Annotated in this window: 17 protein-coding genes; 3 read left to right on the top strand and 14 right to left on the bottom strand. The window is 68.1% G+C overall.

Annotated elements, in window-relative coordinates:
• Positions 1-40 precede the first annotated feature (40 nt).
• From guaA to EIK80_RS13375, 7 genes are all read right to left on the bottom strand, one after another.
• The gene (guaA, locus tag EIK80_RS13405; protein ID WP_125157508.1) at positions 41-1,603 is read right to left on the bottom strand and encodes a glutamine-hydrolyzing GMP synthase; all 1,563 of its coding nucleotides are present in this window, start codon (positions 1,601-1,603) and stop codon (positions 41-43) included.
• 30 nt (positions 1,604-1,633) lie between these two features.
• Positions 1,634-2,911, bottom strand: a complete 1,278-nt coding sequence (locus EIK80_RS13400; RefSeq protein WP_125157507.1) for an RsmB/NOP family class I SAM-dependent RNA methyltransferase — start codon at positions 2,909-2,911, stop codon at positions 1,634-1,636.
• On the bottom strand, positions 2,911-3,306 hold the full coding sequence (locus EIK80_RS13395) for an MAPEG family protein (RefSeq protein WP_125157506.1): 396 nt from the start codon (positions 3,304-3,306) through the stop codon (positions 2,911-2,913). Before EIK80_RS13395 ends, EIK80_RS13400 begins: the two co-directional genes overlap by 1 nt.
• Positions 3,307-3,309: 3 nt before the next feature.
• Entirely contained in the window at positions 3,310-4,773 is a 1,464-nt protein-coding gene (guaB, locus tag EIK80_RS13390; RefSeq protein WP_125157505.1) for an IMP dehydrogenase, read from the bottom strand.
• 155 nt (positions 4,774-4,928) lie between these two features.
• Entirely contained in the window at positions 4,929-5,975 is a 1,047-nt protein-coding gene (locus EIK80_RS13385; protein WP_125157504.1) for a TrkA family potassium uptake protein, read from the bottom strand.
• Positions 5,972-6,682 (bottom strand): RlmE family RNA methyltransferase, encoded by a 711-nt coding sequence (locus tag EIK80_RS13380; RefSeq protein ID WP_125157503.1) that lies wholly within the window; start codon positions 6,680-6,682, stop codon positions 5,972-5,974. The genes EIK80_RS13385 and EIK80_RS13380 overlap by 4 nt, the downstream gene beginning before the upstream one ends.
• Complete coding sequence (locus tag EIK80_RS13375) at positions 6,679-7,788, bottom strand: Ppx/GppA phosphatase family protein (protein ID WP_125157502.1); 1,110 nt, start codon at positions 7,786-7,788, stop codon at positions 6,679-6,681. Before EIK80_RS13375 ends, EIK80_RS13380 begins: the two co-directional genes overlap by 4 nt.
• 163 nt (positions 7,789-7,951) lie before the next feature.
• Here EIK80_RS13375 and hspQ point away from each other — a divergent pair, with 163 nt between their 5' ends.
• A complete protein-coding gene (hspQ, locus tag EIK80_RS13370) occupies positions 7,952-8,281 on the top strand; it encodes a heat shock protein HspQ (protein ID WP_125157501.1) in 330 nt (109 codons plus the stop codon).
• An 81-nt stretch (positions 8,282-8,362) separates the two neighbouring features.
• A complete protein-coding gene (phhA, locus tag EIK80_RS13365; RefSeq protein ID WP_125157500.1) occupies positions 8,363-9,247 on the top strand; it encodes a phenylalanine 4-monooxygenase in 885 nt (294 codons plus the stop codon).
• Here phhA and EIK80_RS13360 read toward each other — a convergent pair.
• The gene (locus EIK80_RS13360) at positions 9,202-10,419 is read right to left on the bottom strand and encodes an acyltransferase family protein (RefSeq protein WP_125157499.1); all 1,218 of its coding nucleotides are present in this window, start codon (positions 10,417-10,419) and stop codon (positions 9,202-9,204) included. The genes phhA and EIK80_RS13360 overlap by 46 nt on opposite strands.
• A 15-nt stretch (positions 10,420-10,434) precedes the next feature.
• Here EIK80_RS13360 and EIK80_RS13355 point away from each other — a divergent pair, with 15 nt between their 5' ends.
• Complete coding sequence (locus tag EIK80_RS13355) at positions 10,435-11,355, top strand: LytTR family DNA-binding domain-containing protein (protein ID WP_125157498.1); 921 nt, start codon at positions 10,435-10,437, stop codon at positions 11,353-11,355.
• Here EIK80_RS13355 and EIK80_RS13350 read toward each other — a convergent pair.
• The 6 genes from EIK80_RS13350 to EIK80_RS13325 all read right to left on the bottom strand — a co-directional run bounded on the left by EIK80_RS13350 (position 11,352) and on the right by EIK80_RS13325 (position 21,115).
• Positions 11,352-11,852 (bottom strand): GNAT family N-acetyltransferase, encoded by a 501-nt coding sequence (locus tag EIK80_RS13350; protein WP_125157497.1) that lies wholly within the window; start codon positions 11,850-11,852, stop codon positions 11,352-11,354. The genes EIK80_RS13355 and EIK80_RS13350 overlap by 4 nt on opposite strands.
• Positions 11,849-13,189 (bottom strand): N-succinylarginine dihydrolase, encoded by a 1,341-nt coding sequence (gene astB / locus EIK80_RS13345; protein WP_125157496.1) that lies wholly within the window; start codon positions 13,187-13,189, stop codon positions 11,849-11,851. The genes EIK80_RS13350 and astB overlap by 4 nt, the downstream gene beginning before the upstream one ends.
• A complete protein-coding gene (gene astD / locus EIK80_RS13340; RefSeq protein WP_125157495.1) occupies positions 13,186-14,637 on the bottom strand; it encodes a succinylglutamate-semialdehyde dehydrogenase in 1,452 nt (483 codons plus the stop codon). The genes astB and astD overlap by 4 nt, the downstream gene beginning before the upstream one ends.
• On the bottom strand, positions 14,634-15,638 hold the full coding sequence (locus tag EIK80_RS13335; protein ID WP_125157494.1) for an arginine N-succinyltransferase: 1,005 nt from the start codon (positions 15,636-15,638) through the stop codon (positions 14,634-14,636). The genes astD and EIK80_RS13335 overlap by 4 nt, the downstream gene beginning before the upstream one ends.
• Positions 15,639-16,883, bottom strand: coding sequence for a hydrolase (locus EIK80_RS13330; RefSeq protein ID WP_125157493.1), 1,245 nt, complete (start codon positions 16,881-16,883; stop codon positions 15,639-15,641).
• Between the two features lie 101 nt (positions 16,884-16,984).
• Complete coding sequence (locus EIK80_RS13325) at positions 16,985-21,115, bottom strand: translocation/assembly module TamB domain-containing protein (RefSeq protein WP_199743499.1); 4,131 nt, start codon at positions 21,113-21,115, stop codon at positions 16,985-16,987.
• Between the last annotated feature and the right edge of the window lie 40 nt (positions 21,116-21,155).

Here is a 21,155-nt window from a genome sequence, read left to right as displayed (position 1 = left end):
TATTCGCGATGGTCCGCGAAGGTCCCCAAAAGGCCCTAAATCACTCCCACTCGATCGTGCCGGGCGGCTTGGACGTCACGTCGTAGACTACCCGGTTGACGCCTCGGACTTCATTGATGATCCGCGTGGCGGTCTTGCCCAGGATCGGCCAGGGGAACTCGAAGAAGTCGGCGGTCATGCCATCGGTCGAGGTGACGGCGCGCAGGGCCAGGACGTTCTCATAGGTGCGGGCGTCGCCCATGACGCCGACGGTCTTCACCGGCAGCAGCACGGCGAAGGCCTGCCAGATCTGGTCGTAGAGACCGGCGTTGCGGATCTCCTCCAGATAGATGGCGTCGGCGTCCTGCAGGACCTTGACCTTCTCGGGCGTGATCTCGCCGGGGATGCGGATGGCCAGGCCCGGACCGGGGAACGGATGGCGCCCCACGAAGGCCGGGGCCAGACCCAGCTCGACGCCCAGGGCGCGAACCTCGTCCTTGAACAGCTCGCGCAGCGGCTCGACCAGCTTCAGCTTCATATAGTCCGGCAGGCCACCCACATTGTGGTGGCTCTTGATCACCGCCGAGGGGCCGCCCCGGGCCGAGACGCTTTCGACGACATCAGGATAGAGCGTGCCCTGGGCCAGGAACTGTGCGCCGTCTATCTTGGCGGCTTCCTTGTCGAAGACGTCGATGAACAGACGGCCGATGGTTTTGCGCTTGGTCTCCGGGTCAGTGACGCCGGCCAGTTCGCCCAGGAACAGCTCGCCGGCGTCCACGTGGACCAGCGGGATGTTGTAATGGTCGCGGAACAGCGTCACGACCTGCTCGGCCTCGTTCTTTCGCAAGAGGCCCGTGTCGACGAACACGCAGGTCAGCTGATCGCCGATCGCCTCGTGGATCAGGACGGCGGCCACCGAGCTGTCGACGCCGCCCGACAGGCCGCAGATCACCTTGCCGGTCCCGACCTGGTCGCGGATCTTCTGGACCATCTCCTGACGGAAGGCCGCCATGGTCCAGTCGCCCTTAAGGCCGGCGATGTTGAACAGGAAGTTGCGGTAGATCTTGGCGCCGTTGACCGTGTGGACCACCTCGGGGTGGAACTGCACGGCGTAGATCTTCTTCTCGTCATTGGCGATCGCCGCGAATGGCGCGCCGGTCGAGGTGGCGATGACCTCGAAACCTTCGGGGATGGCGGTGACGCGGTCGCCATGGCTCATCCAGACGGTTTCCAGCCCGCCGATGTCGGCCAGACCCTGGAATAGCGGGCTGACCTTGCCGATGGTCAGTTCGGCGCGGCCAAACTCGCCGGCATGTCCGCCCTCGACCCGGCCGCCCATCACGTCGCACAGCAACTGCTGGCCGTAGCAGACCGCCATGAGCGGCACGCCCAGCTCGAAGAGTTTCTTGCCGATGCGGGGGCTGTCATCCTCCAGCACGCTGGCGGGGCCGCCCGACAGGATGATGGCCGACGGCTTGTAGCCGTCGACCAGATCCTCGGCCTTGTCGAACGGATGGATCTCGCAATAGACGCCGGCTTCCCGCACCCGGCGCGCGATCAGCTGGGTCACCTGGCTGCCGAAGTCGACGATCAGGACGCGCTGGTGGTGGGTTTCGGTGGTCATCGGCGGGTCTCCAGCGGTCTATCGGGCGGATCAGGGCGTATACGAGGATCGCTCCAGCACGGCGGCGAAGAAGCCGTCCGTTCCGGCGCGGTAAGGAGTCAGGCGCAGATAGCCTTCGGGCGTGACGTGCTCGACGCCCTCCAGAGCGATCGGCTTTACGGTGAATTCCGGGTGGCGCTCGAGGAATCCGGCGACGCGGTCCTCGTTCTCATCGGTCAGCAGCGAGCAGGTCACGTACACCATGCGGCCGCCAGCCTTCACGAAGGTCGAGGCGTCCTCCAGCACGCTGTCCTGCTCGATCTGGCGCTTGGCCAGCTGGTCCGGCGACAGGCGCCACTTGGCGTCGGGATGGCGACGCCAGGTGCCAGCGCCGGTGCAGGGGGCGTCGACGAACACAACGTCGATCTTGCCTTCCAGGCCCTTCAGCGGCGTGGCTTCGATCGGCGAGCGGATCTGCAGGTTGCGGACCCCTGCCCTCTGGCCCCGCCGGATACAGTCGGCCAGACGGCGAGCGTCGCTGTCATGGGCGAAGATCTGGCCGGTGTTGCCCATGGCGGCGGCGAGCGCGAGCGTCTTGCCGCCCCCGCCAGCGCAAAAGTCCAGCACCTGCTTGCCCTTGACCTCGCCGGCCACGGCGGCGGCGATCTGGGAGCCCAGGTCCTGCACCTCGAACCAGCCCTTGGAGAAGGCCGGCACGGCTTCCACCGATGGCGTGCGGTCTGCGGCGGCCGGAGGCGGGATGCGGAAGGCGTTTGGCAGGATCCCCGCCGGCGTGGCGTGGATGGGGGCCAGAGCCTTGGCGGCGCGCTCGGCGTCGGTCTTCAGCGTGTTGACCCGCAAGTCGACCGGCGCGCGCTCGGACAGCGCCCGCATCTCGACGGCCTGGTCGGCGCCGAAAGCCCGGACCAGGCGCGGCTCCAGCCAGTCGGGATAGTCGCCAGCGACCGGCGCTGGTGCGCCGTCCAGCGAAACCGGGTTCGCGAGGCGTTCTCGCTCGGCGTCAGTCAACGCGCCGAAGCCGTGTTCTTCCGAGGCGGCCTCGGCGATCCGCTCTGGCGTCCAGTTCCAGACGAAGGCCAGCACGCCCAGCACGACGCCGCGTGCGCTCGCATCGGCCATCATCCAGCCCAGCGAGCGCTTGCGGCGCAGGGCGTCCAGCACCAGGCCCGAGACGAAGGCGCGGTCCTTCGAACCGGCGTACCGCGCCGTCTCGCCCCAGCGCTTCAAGGCCATTTTCGAGGGGAAATGCCGTGTCTCGATCTCGGTCAAAACCTCGATCGCCGCCGAAACCCGTCCGCCGTCGCGCATCAGACCACCAGGGCCGCGAGCAGCATCAAGATCCCGACCATCGAGGCGACCCAGGTCAAGCTGCGCACATAGGGCACGCCGAAGGCATAGAGCGGAATATAGACGGCCCGGGCCGCCACATAGATCAGCGCGCCCACCGAGGTGAGCTCGCCCAGGCGGCCGCCCAGATAGTCGACTAACACCAGGGCCGCGAAGAACGGAAACGTCTCGCGGAAATTGGCGAAGGCGCGTTCCAGACGCCCCGCGACGCCGGTCAGCACGACCGGCTCGTCACGGGGACCCGCGTTCCACTTCAAGCCGCGCTGGGGCTGGGCGGCCACGGCCGCCCACAAAAGGTGGACGATCCCGATCAGGACCGCCGCCGCCAGCATCTGCAGCTCGAAGGCCATCCGCATCGCCTAGACCGCGCTCGGATAGTTCGGGGCTTCGCGCGTGATCATCACGTCGTGAACGTGGCTTTCACGCAGGCCCGCGCCCGTGATGCGCACGAACTTGGCGCGCGCCTGCAGCTCGGGGATGGTCGGCGCGCCGACATAGCCCATGGCCGCGCGAAGGCCGCCGACCAGCTGGTGCAGAACCGGCGAGATCGGGCCCTTGAACGGGGTCTGCCCCTCGATGCCTTCCGGCACCAGCTTGAAGCTGTCCGTCACTTCCTTCTGGAAGTAGCGGTCGGCCGAGCCGCGAGCCATGGCGCCCACAGACCCCATGCCGCGATAGCTCTTGTACGAGCGGCCCTGGTACAGGAACACCTCGCCCGGCGCCTCTTCGGTGCCGGCGAACATGGAGCCCATCATGGCGGTCGAGGCCCCGGCCGCGATGGCCTTGGCCAGATCGCCCGAGTACTTGATGCCGCCGTCGGCGATGATCGGGGTGTTGCTCTCGCGACCGGCGCGCACGGCTTCCATGATGGCGGTCAGCTGCGGCACGCCCACGCCCGCGACGATGCGGGTGGTGCAGATCGAGCCGGGGCCGATACCGACCTTCACCGCGTCGGCGCCGGCGTCGATCAGGGCGCGGGCGGCGTCATAGGTAGCGATGTTGCCGGCGACGATCTGGACGCGGTTGGCTTCGCGCTTCAGGCGGCTGACAGCCTGGGCGACCTGGCTGGAATGGCCGTGGGCCGTGTCGATGACGACGACGTCGACGCCAGCGTCCACCAGACCCATCGAGCGCTCGAAACCGGCGTCGCCGACGGTCGAGGCCGCGCCGACCAGCAGGCGGCCCTTGTCGTCCTTCGCGGCCAGGGGGTGAGCCTGGGCCTTCTCGATGTCCTTCACCGTGATCAGGCCGACGGCGCGATAGGCCTCGTCGACGACGATCAGGCGTTCGATCTTGTGCTTGCGAAGCAACTCGCGCGCTTCGATCTGGTCGACGCCCTCGCCCACCGTGATCAGGCCCTCACGGGTCATGATCGCCGAGGCCGGGACATTGGCGTCGCCCTCGAAGCGCATATCGCGATTGGTGACGATGCCGACCAGCTTGCCCGTGCCGCGCTCCACCACGGGGAAACCCGAGATCTTGCGGCGGGCCGTGATCTCGCGGATCTCGGCCAGGGTGGTGTCGGGATGGATGGTCAGCGGATTGATGACCATGCCGCTTTCGTAGCGCTTGACCTCGCGCACCTGATCCGCCTGCTCCTCGTTGGTGAGGTTGCGGTGCAGGATGCCCAGACCGCCGGCCTGCGCCATGGCGATGGCGAGGCGGCTTTCGGTCACCGTGTCCATGGCCGCGGACACAAGCGGAATGTTCAGACTGATTTCACGCGTGAACCGGGTCTCGGTCGTCACCTGGGTGGGCATGACGTCGGACGGGCCGGGTTCGAGCAAAACGTCGTCGAAGGTAAGCCCTTCGCGAATCTCCATCGGAGTCTCCATTTTGCGGCGCGGATATAGCCGTGAGGCCGGGCGTTGTCGACCCGCCGCGAAGGCGAAATGGGGATCATTTTTTCCAAGGTCGGGCGAACCCTCGCGCCAGACCCGCCCAACGGGGCCTCTGGCGCCCCAGGACGTCGTCGATGTCAGGTTTCCATCGTCGGCAGTCCCAGCCGCCCCAGCTTCGAGACGACCGCCACGCCATCGCCAGCGTGAATCACCTCGTCGGGCTTTGGCCCATCGATGACCCGGCCATCGCTTCGATCGAGGCGGACGACGAGCAGGCCTCCCCCCCGTCGTTCGAAATCGCCGACCGTTACGCGGCGCGCCGCGAACGACGCCGGGGCGGTGACCACGCTGAGGTCCAGACCGAGCGCGGCGAGGTCCTCCTCGCGCGCGCGCGTGTCGGACCGTCCCTCGCGCAGGAAATTGGCCAGCCGGGGGTAGAGGATGATCTCGGCGATCCGCTCGGCGCCGATATGGGCCGGCATGACCACCTTGTCCGCGCCCGCCTGGATCAGCTTGCGCTCGGTGCTTGGCCGCTCGCCGCGGGCGATGATCTCCAGCTTGGGATTCAGACTGCGCGCCGACAGGGTGATGTAGACGTTGGCCGCGTCGTCGGGCAGCACGGTCGCCAGGACCTTGGCCCGCTCCACATGCATGGCCCGCAGCACGTCCTCGTCGGTGGCGTCGGCGTGGCGACAGAGGAAGTCCAACGCCCTCGCCTCACGGCAGCGCTCTTCGTCGCGCTCCACGATCACGAAAGTTTCGCCCGCGGCGCTCAGTTCGCTGGCCAGCATCAGCCCAATGCGACCGAAGCCGCAGATGACGATGTGACCCTCCAGCTTGTCGATGTCGCGTTCCACGCGCTTTCCAAAGAAATGTTCGAGTTGCGATTGGGTCAGGGCCTGAACCAGGGCGCCAGTGACGATGATGACTCCGGTGCACCCGAACACCATCGTGGCCATGGTGACGCCGTGCAAGTAATCAGTGTTGATCGGCCTGACCTCGCCATAACCCACCGTGAAGATGGTCAGGGTCACCATGTAGAGGGCTTCATCGAACGACCAGCCCGCTCGCATGTAGGCCATTATCGCGCACGCGGCGACGATCAGGACGAAAACTACCGCCAGACCCAGATTGCGGAAGGGCCGCGCGATCAGCTTCTCAATCACGCCGCTCTGGCCGTTCACCGTCCCTTGAACCCCGTCGCGACCAGGAAGACCTCCGAGCTGTCGGCGCGGCTGGCCTTGGGCTTGAAGTGCTGGACCTTGTCAAAGTGGCGCTTGAGGCGACCAATGACCTCGGCGGTCTCGCCGCCCTGGAAGGCCTTGGCGACGAAAGCGCCGCCCGGCTTCAGCACGTCGATGGCGAACTCCGCCGCGATCTCGATCAGGCCGACGATGCGCAGGTGATCGGTCTCGCGGTGGCCGACGGTGTTGGGCGCCATGTCGGACAGCACGATGTCCGGCGGGCCGTCCAGCAGCTCCAGAAGCTTGCCCGGCGCGTCGTCGGCGGTGAAGTCCATCTCCAGGATGTGGGCCGGCGCCACCGGGTCGACGGGCAGAAGATCGATCCCCGCCAGTTGAGTCACCCCGCGCTCGACGGCGATCTGCAGCCAGCCGCCCGGCGCGCAGCCCAGATCGATGACCTTCGCGCCCTTGTGGAAGAAGCGGAACTTGTCGTCGATCTCGCTGATCTTGAAGGCCGCGCGGCTGCGATAGCCCAAGGCGCGGGCCTTGGCCGAGAACGGATCGTTGATCTGGCGCTCCAGCCAGGCCTGCTGGCTGGGCGTGCGACCATAGGCGGTCTTCAGGCGCGCGGGCTTGGCGCGGCCGCCTTCGGTGCCTCCGGCCGGCGGCTTGACCATGCGCTTGCGGGGAGGCTCTTCATCGCTCATGCGGCTACCGGCTTCTTGGACGATCCGCCGCGACGACGCCGACGCGGGCGCTTCTGCTGGTCGGACATCAGGGACATCAGAAGCCCCTCTCTAAGCCCTCGGTCGGCGACACGCACGCGCGAACATGGCCACAGCTCCTGAACGGCCTGGAGAATGGCCGCGCCGGCGAGGACGAGATCGGCCCGATCCGCGCCGATGCACGGCTCCAGGGCCCGCTCGGCCGCCGTCAGCCCCTGCAGGCGTTCGGACGCCGCGTCGCAGTCGGCGCGATCCATCCAGAGGCCGTCGACGATGTTGCGGTCATAGCGCGGCAGGCCCAGATGCAGACCCGCCAGGCTGGTGATCGCCCCGGACGTGCCGATCAGGTGCGCCCTGCCCTCCGCGAAGATCTCGCGCATCGGCTCGGCGTGCGGGAAGGCCTCGATCCGGGCCTTGACGTCTTCGACCATGGCCCGAAACCAGCCTTCCTCGGCGCGCTCGCCCTCGGGGAAGCGCTCGGCCAGGGTGACGACGCCGACGGGGATCGACAGCCAGGCCTTGATCGGCAGCTTCCAGGCGGCGAACTGGCGCGGCTTGGCGTCGAGACCGCCGCCCTTCAGATCGACCCAGGACAGCTCCGTCGAGCCGCCGCCGACATCGACCACCAGGGCCGCGTCCTGTGCGCGGTCGAACAGGCTCATGCAGCCGGCGACCGAGAGCTGAGCCTCCTCGCGCGGGCTGATGATCTGCAGCTTGAGGCCGGTCTCTTCCTGCACGCGCCGGACGAAGTCGGGGCCATTGGTCGCACCCCGACAGGCCTGGGTGGCCACGGCCTTCACCCGGATCGCCTTGCGACGACGGATCTTCTCGGCGCAGACCTTCAGGGCCGCCAGCGAGCGCTCCATGGCCGCCTCGGACAGCTGGCCGGTCTGCGACAGCCCTTCGCCAAGACGCACGATGCGGGAATAGGCCTCGACGACGCGGAACCCGCGCGGCGTGGGCGTGGCCACCAGAAGGCGGCAGTTGTTGGTCCCCAGGTCGAGCGCCGCGTAGCAAGCGACGGACTCCTCCTGAGACCTCCGGCGCCGGCCGTGTGGCGCGCCGGGCGCGCGCGGCGCCTCCGACATGGTCTCTACTACCTGTCTCGCAGGCCTTCGCGAACGGTCGCGAAGCCTCACTTCGAGTCGACCATAGCACGGCGCTCGCCTCTCGAAAGGCGCCCGCTTGTGTTCCGCGTTCTGACCTCTACGTTCAGGATTCAGTCAGGTCCGCCCGGCTATCCTTAACGCCATGAACTCGAGACTCGCCAAATTCGCGATCGGACAGGTCGTCAGGCACCGCATCTTCCCGTTCCGGGGCGTGGTGTTCGACGTCGACCCTGTGTTCGCCAATACCGAGGAATGGTGGCAGTCCATCCCGGAAGACATCCGGCCGACCAAGGACCAGCCCTTCTATCACCTGCTGGCCGAGAACGAGGACAACAGCTACGTCGCCTATGTGTCCGAGCAGAACTTGCTGCCCGACGATAGCGGCGAGCCCGTGGGGCATCCCCAGACCGCGGTGATCTTCGAGTCCTTCGATCACGGGCTTTACAAGCTTCGTCCCCGGATCTCGCACTGAGAACAAGGTTTCTCCGCCGAACCCCGCTTTCGTCGCAAACTCCGAACAGCACTTGCGAAAATCCGGGCGTAGCGTCCCTCCATGAGCGGAAATGGCTTTAGCAACGGACCGCCCCCGGGCGCCCGCCCCGACTGGACGATCGATCAGGGCTGGGAAACCTATTCCCCGGCCGAGCACGACGTCTGGATCACCCTGTACGAGCGCCAGGCCGACATGTTGCACGGCCGCGCCTGCGACGCGTTCATGCGCGGTCTCGACGCGCTGGACCTGCACCGCACCGGCATTCCCGACTTCAATCGCATCAACGAGGAACTCCAACGCCTGACCGGTTGGAGCGTGGTCGCCGTGCCAGGCCTGGTGCCCGACGACGTGTTCTTCGATCACCTAGCCAATCGGCGCTTCCCGGCCGGCCAATTCATCCGCAAGCCCCACGAGTTGGACTATCTGCAGGAGCCGGACATCTTCCACGATGTCTTCGGCCACGTGCCGATGCTGACCGACCCGGTCTTCGCCGACTACATGCAGGCCTATGGCCAAGGCGGCCAGCGCGCGGTGGGACTGGGGCGCCTGACCAACCTCGCCCGCCTCTACTGGTACACGGTGGAGTTTGGCCTGATGAAGACACCCGCTGGGCTACGGATCTACGGGGCAGGAATCGTCTCGTCGCGCGCGGAGTCGATCTTCGCCCTGGATGACCCTTCGCCCAACCGCATCGGCTTCGACCTGGAACGTGTGATGCGCACCAACTACCGGATCGACGACTTCCAGCAGGCCTATTTCGTGATCGACTCGATCCAGACCCTGCAGGAGGTGACGCTGCGCGACTTCAGCGCCCTTTATGAGCGCCTGGCGGGCGCCAGCGAAATCGGTGTCGCCGAGATCCTTCCCGGCGACACCGTCATCACGCGCGGCACCCAGGCCTATGCGAAGGCCGGCGGGCGCTTGGCCTCTGCTCCAGCCGGCTGACCTTTCAGGCCGAACAGGATCCGCACGCCGGGGATGCGCCGGACGATCTCGTAGGTGGCGAAGCAGCCAGCGAAGGTCGCCACGACCAGGATCGCGCCCTCCAGCCCCTGAGGCAGGCCCAGCTTGGCCAGATGGTAGGCCATGACCACGATCAGGGTCTGGTGCACCAGGTAGAACGGGAAAACGCCCAGGGTCAGGTAGCGCAGCGCCGGTCCGCCCTTGTTGGTCAGGTGCTTGGCGCCGAAGCCCAGGATAGCGACGATGGCGCACCAGGTATCGGCGGCGAAGACGAAACGCATCAGCAGCTTCAGTTGCGGCGGCGGGACGGCCGTGTCGCTGCGATAGGTCCAGACATAGACGCTCCAGCCCGCCCAGGCGGCGACAGCCAGCGCCAGAGCCACCCAGCGCATGGCGGTCAGGCGATCGCGCAGAACCTCGGACTTGGCCAGGCCGAAGCCCAGCAGGAAGGCGCTGAACGAGACGGCGTGGACATAGTGGTCGCCGACCAGGGCGTGGGTCTCGCCATACTTGGCGTAGAGCGTGGCGCGCAGCATCCCCAGGAACAGGATCGGCCAGACGAACAGACCCACGCCCTTCAGCGTCCACTCGGCGGCCTTCTGGATGTGCTGGCCTGCCTTCTTCCAGACCAGCAGCATGACGGCCAGGACCAGGGTGTAGAAGAGCAGATAGGCCACGAACCACATGTGGTTCCAGGTCGGTGTGGTCAGGCACTCGCCGTCGGTCCCGCACCAGTGGCCCGAGGCCGTGGCGTAGCGGATCCAGAAGTTGTCGACCGTCAGACCGCTGTTCGGATGCAGGGCGATGTACTCGACCACCTGATAGTAGGACTGCGGCGGCACGATCACGAACATGGCGAACAGCAGCGGCGGCAGCAGCCGTGCGATCCGCGCCCAGGTCAGTTTCCCGACCGATGTCTTGTCGGCCATGAACCGCGTCGCCGCGCCCGAGACCAGGAACAGCAGGGTCAGCCGCCAGGGATTGGTCAGCAGCATGAAGGGCATCAGGCCCTCGACGATGTGCGGCGACTTCACATGCCATTCCCACGGCACGTAAAACATGCCGGTGTGGTAGAGGATCAGCAGGAAGAACGCGCCGACCCGAATCCAGTCGAGGTCGTAGCGCCGGTCGAGGGGTAGGACTGTCGTGGTCATGAAGAGGCGTCCGGCTTGAAAAGCGATGCCAAGGACCTGACGCAGCGCGCCCCGGCCAGCCAAGCGTCCGGGGATCAGCGGTCGCTGGCTGGGACGACCGGAAAGGCTTCAGGGACCAGCGGCGGGCTTTTCGGGATGATCGGCGAAGAACGCCTGTGGCTAACCCGCGCCTGGATTCTTGGAGCCTGTCTGATCGCGGCGATCACGGTGGTCAACGTCCTAACCATCCAGCACGACGCGCCTAGACTGGGCGTGATCCGGCCGGCGATCTGGGAGGTGAGCAGCGCGCTGGTCACCATGGTCATCTTCGGCATTCCGGCGGCCATGGCCCTCTGGATGGTGCGCAAGCAGCCGCGCTGGTGGCGAGCGGTCCCGGCCCACCTCGTCGCCGTGTTCGTCTATTCGGTCCTGCACGTCTCCAGTTTCGTGGCCCTGCGCAAGCTCGGTCACGCGGTGATCCTGCACGAGGGCTACGACTTCGGGCCGATCTCGACCGAGTTCCCGTACGAGTTCCGCAAGGACATGATGTCGTACGGTCTGGCGACGATCATCTACTGGCTGGCTCTGCGGCGCAGCGCCCAGAGGCCCCCGGAGGCTTATGTCCCCGCCCCGCCCGCCACGTTCGACATACAGGCGGGCGCGCGGCTGATCCGCGTTCCCGTCGCCGAGATCCTGGCCGTGCGTTCGGCGGGCAACTATGTTGAATTCGTCCTCGCCCACGACCGACGACCGCTGATGCGCTCGTCGCTGAGCGCCGTGCTGGAGGAACTGGCCCCGCGGGGCTTCGTGCGCACCCACAAGTCCTGGCTGGTCAACACGGCCCGCGTGACGGGTCTAAAGCCGGAAGGCTCTGGCGACTACGCCGTCGAGCTCGATGGCCTGGAGGCTCCGCTGTCGCGGCGCTTCCCCGAGGCCTTGGCGGCGCTACGGCGCTAAAGCAGCATCCCCATCAGGATGTCATCCTCGAAATGGCCGTCGGGGTAGAGACCGCGCTTGGCCTGACGCCCCTCCTGCTGAAAGCCCAGGCGCTCGTAGAGCCGGATGGCGTCCGGGTTTCCGGCCCCAGCCGCCAGCTCGATGCGCAGCACCGGAGGACTCATGGTGCGCGCCTCGGCGATCAGGGCCATGAAGAGCTTGGAGCCGATGCCCCGTCCTTGGTGATCCGGCTGGACCGCGACCGTCACCCCGCCCAGCACGTGGGCGAAGAGGGCGATATGCTCACGGCGCGCATGGATCTCGCCGCAGATGCTCCCCTCCTGATCGACCGCCACGAGACAAACGCCGCCTGGCGTCTCGATCACGCCGCGAACATAGGCCTCCGTGATTTCCTCGGGCGTGCGCGCCAGCCGCCCCGGCTGAACCGCCGCGGCCTTGTGCGTGGCCAAGATCCCGGAAAGGTCGTCGAGGCTCGCCTGCCGGATAGTGACGCTCATGACGCCCTCTGGAATGGATAGAAGTCTCCGCCAAGGTCCAGGATCTGGCTGAGTTCGTCCAGAGCCTCCCGGCTCTCGATCAGCAGGTCGGGATCGGCCAGGTCCGCCGGCGCCAGGCGGTCGCGATAGCGGCGCCGCACCCAGTCGGCCAAGACGGCGTGCAGACCCGGCGTGAACCGCTGAGCGGAATTCGTCGCCGCCAACTCGGCGTCGGTCAGGACCACCCGCAAACGCAGGCAGGCCGGTCCGCCGCCGTTGCGCATGCTCTGGCGCACATCGACATACTCCACACGCCCGATCGCACCGTTGGAAGAAGCCAGGCTCTCAGCCACCGCGAAAGCGCGCGGGTTGTCGCGCGTCTCGGCCGGGGCCAGCAGCACCAGACGGCCCTCGCCCGGAATCACCAGCAGCTGCGAATTGAACAGATAGCTGGCCACGAGATCGGCCATCGGCAGGTCAGCCTCCGAGACCTCGACGAAGGCCGGCTCGAACAGGCCCTCGGCGGCGGCGCGAACAGCTCGCTCCATCCCGGCGCGGTCCTCGAAGGCGCGTTCGTGGAAGAACAGGCACTCCCGCGTCCCGACGCAGACCACGTCGTTGTGGAACGCCCCGCCCTCGATCGCCGCGCGGCCCTGCCGCGGAAACACCGACCGCGCCGCGCCGTGACGACGCTGGATGGCCTCGAAGGCCTCGCGAGTCTGGCGGGCCGGGAACTTGCCGTCCCAATGGCCCCAGGCCTCGCGCCCCCAGACGAACAGGTTGACGCCCGGCGCGCCATGATCGGCGCAAAGCCGGACATGGTTTGCCGCGCCTTCGTCGGCGAAGTGCGGCTGGGCCGGCAGCGGGTCGTGGACGGCGAAGCGGGCTTCGTCGGGAAACAGCCGACGCAGGGCGCGCGTGGTCTGCGGACCTTCCAGGCTGCGATGCAGGTTGGTCAGCAGATTGGCCGGCGTGAAGTGGACTCGGCCGTCGGCCGTATCGGCGCTGGGGGTCACCGTAGCGGCGTTGGCGGCCCACATCGGCGAGGCCGAACAGGCGGCGGCGGCCAGCGCCGGCGCGTCCTTCCACGCCTGCTCAATCACCGCCGCTTCCGAACCGGAAAAGCCCAGCGACTTCAAGAGGCTTACAGCCGGTCGCTCATGCGGCGGCAACACAAACTGCGGGATGCCCAGATCCGCCAGGCGGCGCATCTTGCCAAGCCCTTCCAGCGCCGCGGCCTGAGGGTTCGATACCTCGCCGGCGTTCTTCTGGCTGGCCAGGTTCCCCGGCGAGAGACCGACGTAGGAGTGGGTCGGCCCGACCAGGCCGTCGCAATTGGCCTCGACCGCACTGCTCATCCGCGCAGCCCCTTGATGTCCTTCAAGGTGTCAGTGATGGACGGCGCCTCGAAACTGGCGACCGGATAGGCGCAGTAGTCGGCGGCGTAATAGGCGCTGGGCCGGTGGTTGCCGGAGGCGCCCAGGCCGCCGAACGGCATCGACCCCGCCGCGCCCGTCGTCGGCCGGTTCCAGTTCACCACCCCGGCGCGAATTCGGTTCAGGAACTGATCCCAACGCTTTGACTCGTTGGAGATAAGCCCCGCCGACAGACCATAGCGTGTGGCGTTGGCGGCTTTCAGCGCCTCGTCGTAGGTGGCCACGCGGCGCACCTGCAGCCACGGCGCGAATAGCTCCTCGTCGGGCGTGTCAACGCCGGTGACGTCGACGATCCCAGGCGTCACGAAGGCCTCGCTGAGCCCCTCGACTGACCTTAGAGAACGGATGCGCTCGCCGCCCATGGTGTCAGCGATGGCGCGAGCGGCCTCGGCGGCGCGAGCCGAGATCAGCGGCCCCATGAACGCTTCGCCTTCCCCGTTCCAGGGTCCGATCGAGAGCCGGTCGGCCAGGACCGCTGTCGCCTCGATCACCTTCCGGCCGAAGGCGTCGTCCGGCAAGATCAGACGCCGGGCGCACGAACAGCGCTGGCCCGTGGTGATGAAGGCCGACTGCACGACCAGCGCCGCGACGGCCTCCGGGTCATCCGCGTCCCAGACCACCAGCGGATTGTTGCCGCCAAGCTCAAGGGCCAGGATCACATCGGGTCGGTCGGCGAAGTGGCGGCGGAAGAAGGTTCCAGCGGCGGCCGAGCCCGTGAACAGCAGGCCATCGATCTCCTGGTTGATCAGCGCCTGGCCGGTCTCCCGCCCCCCTTGAACGAGATTGACGACGCCCGCCGGCGCGCCAGCCGCCTCGAAAGCCTCGACCATCAGCTGACCGGCCAGGGGGGTCTCTTCCGACGGCTTGAACACCACGGTGTCGCCCGCCAGCAGCGCCGGCACGATATGGCCGTTGGGCAGGTGGCCGGGAAAGTTGAACGGTCCCAACACCGCCATGACGCCATGGGCCCGATGGCGCAGCACGGCGCGGCCGAACGGCATGGCGTTCTCGGTGACGCCCGTGCGCTCGTCATAGGCCTTGATCGACAGGTCGACCTTGCCGGCCATCGAGCCCAGTTCGGCCTTGGTTTCCCAAAGAGCCTTGCCAGTCTCGCGGCTCAGGGCCTCGGCGAAGGCGGCGGCGCGCTCGACCAGGATCTCCTTGTAGCGGCGAAGGACAGCTATGCGCGCCTCGCGCGGCTGGTCGGCCCAGGCGGGGAAGGCCCGGTGCGCCGCGGCCACGGCCTCGGCGACGTCGGCCTCATTGGCGGCCGCCTCGCGCCACACCGCCTCGCCGGTCGCCGGGTTGGTCGAGACCAGCTCCGGACCACGTCCCGAACGCCACTTCCCGTCGATGAACAAGCCGCTCATGCCTTCACCCGCACCATGTCGCCTTCATGCACGCCCAAGGCTTGCGCCGTCTCCCGCCCCAGGATCGCGGTCTCGCCGTCGATCAGCGCAGGCGCTCGCACCGCCCGGAACCGGGCAAGCGCGCCGGTGGAGATCAGGGCCTCCTCGCCGAAGGCGTCCTCGCCGATCTTCACCCACAGGCTGCGCGCCTCGCGGACCGTCTTGATGTCGTCGCGCCGCGCGGCGACGGTTGGCCCGGCGTCGAAGATGTCGATCAGGCCCTGATAGCGAAAGCCCTCGGTCTCCAGCATGGCCCGCGCCGCCTCGCCTTCCCGGTGGACGCGGCCCAGCACCTCGCTGGCCTCCTTGGGCAGCAGCTCGGCGTAGATCGGATGACGCGGCGCCAGGTCGAGGATGAACTGGCCGTCGGTCGAGGCGCTCATCATGTCGGCCTCGTCGAACTCCAGGCGGAAGAACTTGCTGGCCACGTGCTCCCAGAACGGGCAACCGCCATCCTCGTCGAACCAGCCGCGCAGCTCGGCCAGCACCATCTCGGCGAAACGCTGGGGCTCCAGGCCGATCAGCATGTAGCGCGACTGGGCCAGCAGGCGCCCCGCCCCGCCCTTGCGGCGCTCGGGCCGCAGGAACAGCGAACCGACCTCCGACCATCCGGCGCATTCATTGACCAGCACCAGGGCCCGGTGATCGAAGCGCTTCTCCAGGGTCGGCGACGACTGGGCCAGGGTGACCACCCGGAACGAAAAGTGCGGCCGCTTCAGCCCCACCCCCGCCTTGACCCCGGCGACGCCGATCACGTCATTGGCCTCCAAGTCCTCCAGCATCAAGGTGTACCAGGCCTCGGGCGGCGCGACCCCGGACTGGAAGCTGGCCTCCGACAGCGCCAGGCGCGCACGCAGGGTCGGCTCATCCTCGGGCAGGCTGGTGAAGCCGCGACCGGACAAGACGGCCAGCTCCATCAGGGCGTCGAAGTCGGCGGGGCCGGCGGGACGGACGACAAGCATTCAGATACTCCCCATGGCCGCGTGGATCGCCCTGGCGTCGATCTCGCCGCTGGCCAATTTCATCAGGATCAGGGCCGAGAGCTGGGCGCGCTCGACGAAGCTCTCGGGAAAGGCATGCTCGGCCTCGCTATGAATGTCGCCGCCCCGCACACCCAGGGTGTCGACGTTCGGCAACCCCGAAGCGAACAGGTTGTTGCCCTCGCAGACGCCGCCGGATGGCTTCCAGACGATGTCCTGTCCGAGCAGCGCGCCGACGTCCTTCACCACCCCGAAGAGCTGCTGCTGGGCGGCGTTGAACGGCTTGGCGCCGCGGGTGATCATGCCATGCAGGTGCGCGTGCAGGTCGTCGCCAATCTCGCCGACGATGCGGGCCACCTCGCCCTCGAACCAGGCGGCGGCCTGCGCTTCAGGGAAGCGGACGTTGAAGCGGACCACCGCCACGTCCGGCACCATGTTCAGCGGCGCGCCACCATCGATGCGTGCGACATTGACCGTGACGCCGTCGCGATGGCCGTTCAGCCTGTGCAGCTTCTCGGCCACGCGCGCCGCGCCGATGATGGCGTTGCGGCCAGCGGCGAAGTCGCGGCCGGCATGGGCCGCGCGGCCGTGGATGACGATGTGGAAGTTGCCCGAGCCCTTGCGAGCCGAGGCCAGGGCCCCGTCGGCGAGAGCCGGCTCATAGGTCAGGCCGACATGACCGCGCCGCGCGAAATCCGCCAGCGCGGGCCCGGAGGCGATCGAGCCAATCTCTTCGTCCGGCGACAGCAGCACGCGGTAGCCGATATTGCGCGAGGCAGGGTGGGCTTCGAACCCTTCCAGCGCCGCCAGCATGACCGAGATGCCGCCCTTCATGTCGGCGATGCCCGGACCGTGCAGCGCGCCATCGGGACGCGTTCGCACGACCTGGAACGGACTCGTCTCGGGGTAGACGGTGTCGTAGTGACCGGTCAGCACGACCTGGACCGGGGCCTCGGGACGCACCACGACAGCCAGGGATGGCGGGTGGTGAAACTCGGTCTCGCGACCGTCGGCGGCGATCTCGCGCGAGGGCGATAGCGGTATCTCGATCGGCGCGGCGGGCAGGCGCGCGGCCGCATCGAGCAGGATTTGCCTCTGGCGCTCCAGCCCGGCCAGATGCCGGCTGCCGGAGTTGATGGCGCACCAGTCCACGGCGCGGTCGACGATCAGACCGCCATCGCGCGCGATGTGATCCAGAACCGCGCGATCTTCTGAATTGAGTCGCATGAAAAGACGGCCCTCCCTCAGTCACGATAACCAAGGGCCGCGGGTAAAACGTTGTCACCTCGACAGAGGAAACCGGTCACCCGCGCAACAGCCTTGCTTGCTTAGTAGTCCTTTCGCCAGCGAACGGAAAGCTTGGCGTCGTTTTGGCCGCCAATGCGCGAAACCAGCGACAGCGTCCGGCGGATACGCCATTCGACCTGAGCGGCGGGTCCCTCCCGGCCGCCGCCGATGATCTCGACATAGACATCGTCGGTCACGTACTTGCCGCCCGACACCGTCATGCCCGTGGCGCTCTCGGCGAACGCCAGTCGATCGAGGCGCGCGAAGCTGCGCAGGTTGCCGATCACGTCGAAGCCGCCGCCGCCCGCCAGCGAGGCGAGCGCGGACGCCAGCTGTGCGGCCTCGATCGGTGACAGCTGCGCGGCCGAGGCGCCGAACAGCACCTGGCTGAGCACCTCGTCGCTGGGGAGCTCGGGCTTGGAGGTCAGGGTGATCTCGGGCTTGGCCGCCGTGCCCTGAATGCGAACCACCGCCGTCAGGGACGTATCCTCGCGGGTCGCCGACAGGTCCAGGCGGATGCGGTCCAACTGGCTGGACAGATAGACCACGCCGTCGTCGTCGAATTCGAACCGCTTGCCGGCGAAGTCGTACTCGCCCCGCACCATGCGCGCCACGCCCGAGAGTTGCGGGGCCAGGGACGTGCCGCCGACGTGGGCGTCCAGCGACAACTCGACATCCAGGCCGCGACCGCGCACGAACACCCGGCGCGGCGCTTTCAGGTCCAGGTCCAGGATCATGCCGCCGGTGGTCGGGCGGCGCTGCAGGCCCTGGTCCAGGTCCTGCGGGCGGTTGCGCTCGATGACGTCCATGGCCACGACGCCGACCGGCGTCTTGCTCTGGGCCGAGACATCGGCGCGATCGAGGGTCACCGCGCCCGTCAGCTTGATCTTGCCGTCGGCCGAGCGGTTCACCGCGGCCTGCCCGCTGGCGACCGCCGAGGCCAGATCGTTGTCGATCAGGCGGAAGCTCTTCATGTCCAGCTTGAAGTTGCCGACGCCGTCGCGCGCCAGGCTGATCCGCCCCTGACCGGAGATCGTACCGCCCTGCCCGTCCTCGCCGATGGCCTGACTGACGTCGATGGCGTTGTCGGCCAGAGCCGTTCGAAGGACGACGTTGCGCAGGCGCAGGCCAGTCTGGCCGTCCTCGAAGCCGCCATTGTCCAGGGTCGCCGAGCCCAGCAGGCGCGGATCGGCGAGCGTGCCGCCGATGCTGCCCTGCAGATTGATGCGCCCCGACAGCGAGCGGTCGGCGCCCATCAGCAGGTTCCACAGCGGCTTGATCTCGCCCTTTGCCGAGAATTGCCCCTGCACGCCGCGCTTCTTGTCGATCACCAGACGCAGCGGCCGGGCCGAGGCCTCGACCGGCAGGACGAGGTTGGCGTCGGCCTTCAGGCCCTGGCTGTTGTCGCCGTCGGCGACAATGGTCAGGTGGCTGTCGGTCAGGTCGCCATGGACCTTGGCGTTGAGCGACTGTTCGATCTTCGCGCCGCGCTCGCGGGCGTTCGACAGCCGCATGGTGAAGTCGCCGCCCAGGGTCTCGCCCTGGCCGCGCAGATTGAAGGAGCCGTCGATGTCGCCGTCGAGATCGGGGTTGAAGGCGGTGATCGCCACGCCGGCCAGTTCCGCCTTCAGCATCGCCGTGGCGCCGCCCAGGTCGGCGTCGATATCGGCGCGTCCCTTGTCGATGGCCAAGCGCAAACGGGCCTGGGTCGGGCCGTCGCCGAAACGCACCTTGGCCGTCTCGCGGGTCTTGACCTCGGTGCGGCCCATGCGGCCGGCGGCGTCGAGGCTGAGGTCGTAGATCTTGCCGTTCTGCGCCAGGTCCCCCGTGCCGCCGATGCGCCAGCGGCCACCGGGAGCCTCGCCGCGCGCATCGATCGACAGCGGCAGGCGCGCCAGCGGGCCGTCTGCCTTGATGCGCGCCGAACGGACCTTCCAGGCTCCGGTCGCGACGTCCTCGGCGGTCAGGTCCAGGGTCGCGCTGGCGCCGCCGCCGCCGGGCGCGTCGACCAGCTTGGCCGCGCCCCTGACCTGGCCCTGAGGCAGGAAGGCGCCCGGGCCAATGGCGACGGTCAGGTCGGCCGTGGCCGGCAGGCCGTCACGCAGGCTCATCGCCCCCTTGGCCTTGGCGCCCCCGGCGTCGACGTCCAGTTCGCTGAGCTCGATGCCGCCCGGCGAGAAGCGGAAGGCCGTGCGGCCGCGAGCCGGACCATAGCCACTGTCGGCTTGCAGCGCCGCGACACCATCGGTGGCGTTGGGGCCACGCGCGAAGGTCAGGGTCAGATGCGCCTTGGTCAGGGGCAACATGGGCAGGTCAATGCGGTCGAAGTCGGCGTTCAGCTCGGCCTTCGGGGCGGCCAGTGTGCCGCCGACGTGGCCGTCCCCCGCCGCCTTGCCGGCGACCTCGACCGGACCGGCGCGGAACGGACCCGTCGCGGTCCAATCCAGCTTGAAGTCGAGTTCCAGGGCCTTGGCGACCGTCATCTTTCCGGAGGACTGCAAGCTGGCGTTGGTCCCCTCCAGCTTGGCGTCCGCGACGGCCAGGACGCCGTCGTTCCAGCTGGCCTTGCCGTTCAGGCGGGGCGTTGCGCCCAGCAGGCGGTCGATCTCGGGATAGCCAGTGGCGAAACCCGCCGCGCGACCGTCGACCGTGAAGCTCCAGGGCCGGTTGGCGAAGCTGTTGGCCGTCCATTTGGCGGTGACCGAACCCTTCGCGCCCGGCCGCACTGGGCCCATGCTGGCCACCTTCATGTCGCCATCAAACGACAGGCCGCCCAGCGGGCCGCGTTCGCCCTTGCCGGTGACGATGAGGTTCGGAGCATCGATGCGGGCCGATTTGATCAGGAAGCGGCCACCCTTGATCCGCGCGCCCTCGAACGTCGCCTTGGGGCTGGGGCCGAGCAGGGCCAGAATGCCCGCGCCGCCGCCGCCCGACGAGGTCGCCGCAGCCTTGATCTCCAGCTCGCCCTTGGCCCAGCGCACCTTGGCTGGCCCCTTGGCGCGCTTGAGATGGTAGCCCAGCAGTTCCAGGTCGGCGACGTCGACATCGCCCTCGACCGAGAAGCCGCCCTCCTCAAGCCGGAAGACGCCGTCGGCCAGACCGCGCCCCATCTGCGGGATGGTGACGATCCGCTTCAGGGCGCCGACCTGGGCACTGAAGGCGACGCCGTCCGGACCGGTCCGCTTCTTGGCGAGGTCCGCCAGGCCATGGCCACGCAGGGTCAGGTTTTGAGCGATGATCGCCAGGTTCAGGTCCGACAGGCCGTCCTGGGCCGTCTTCCTGCCATCGATCGTGAAGTTGGCTTCCGGCCCGAACATCTGGGCCAGACGTTTGGTCAGGGTCGAGGCCGTGAGATCGATGCGGCCTCCCGCCGAACCGCCCTGCTCTGTCCAGGCGCCCTTAGCCTCAAGCGGCGTCGTCTGGCCCGAACGCGCCGTGACGTTGAACGCCGCTCGGCTGGTCGTGCCATCGGCCTTGGCCTTGAGATCGAAGGTTCGATCCGCCGGCAGACCCAGCGCGCCGGCGATCGCGCCCCCATTGGCCTCGGTCGCGTCGGCGACCAGGCGCAGGCTCTTGGAGCGCCCCAGGTCGAAATCGAGGTTCAGGTGATCCCCGACGTGGAGGCGCGAGGCCACGCCCAGCTTGCCCTTCTGTCCCCCTTGTCGCGCCATTTCGTAGGCGCCCGCGACGTCGAAGTCGCCATCCTTGCCGCTGAAGGCCGGGCGGGTGATCAGCCGGAACCGGAAGGCGTCGAGATCGACCGACACCGGCGCGGCGCTGGACTTCGGCCCCTTGGGCTCCATCGTCGGACGACGCAGGACGATGACATCCCGCGCATCGATGCTCTCGGCGTGGAAACGGCGGCCGAAGAGCTCGGGGGGCCGCCAGGCCACGCGCAGGTCGTGCGCCTCCAGCCAGATCCCCTTCTCGTCGGAGATGGTCAGACGGCTGACGCCAAAGCTCTTCCAGATGTCGCCCGACAGGCCTTCGATATGCAGCCTGCCGATGCGGCCCAGCTTGAGTCCCGACGCGCGAGCCTCCAGGAACATCCGGCCCTGCGGCGTGATCGGGGCCAGGCGCAGGCCTCCAGCCATGACGATCAGGATGCCGGCCAGGATCGCCGCGGCGATCAGCACCGCGCCGCCCCAGCCGATCTTCTTAGAGACCTTCACGGCGGCCTCGCCGGTGGCCTCGGCGGCGTTGGCGACGGTC

Origin of the sequence: Caulobacter sp. 602-1, assembly GCF_003931565.1 — a bacterium.
Taxonomy (GTDB): Bacteria; Pseudomonadota; Alphaproteobacteria; order Caulobacterales; family Caulobacteraceae; genus Caulobacter.
The sequence above is the reverse complement of the archived record's forward strand: the minus strand, read 5'-3'. Positions and strand labels throughout refer to the sequence as shown.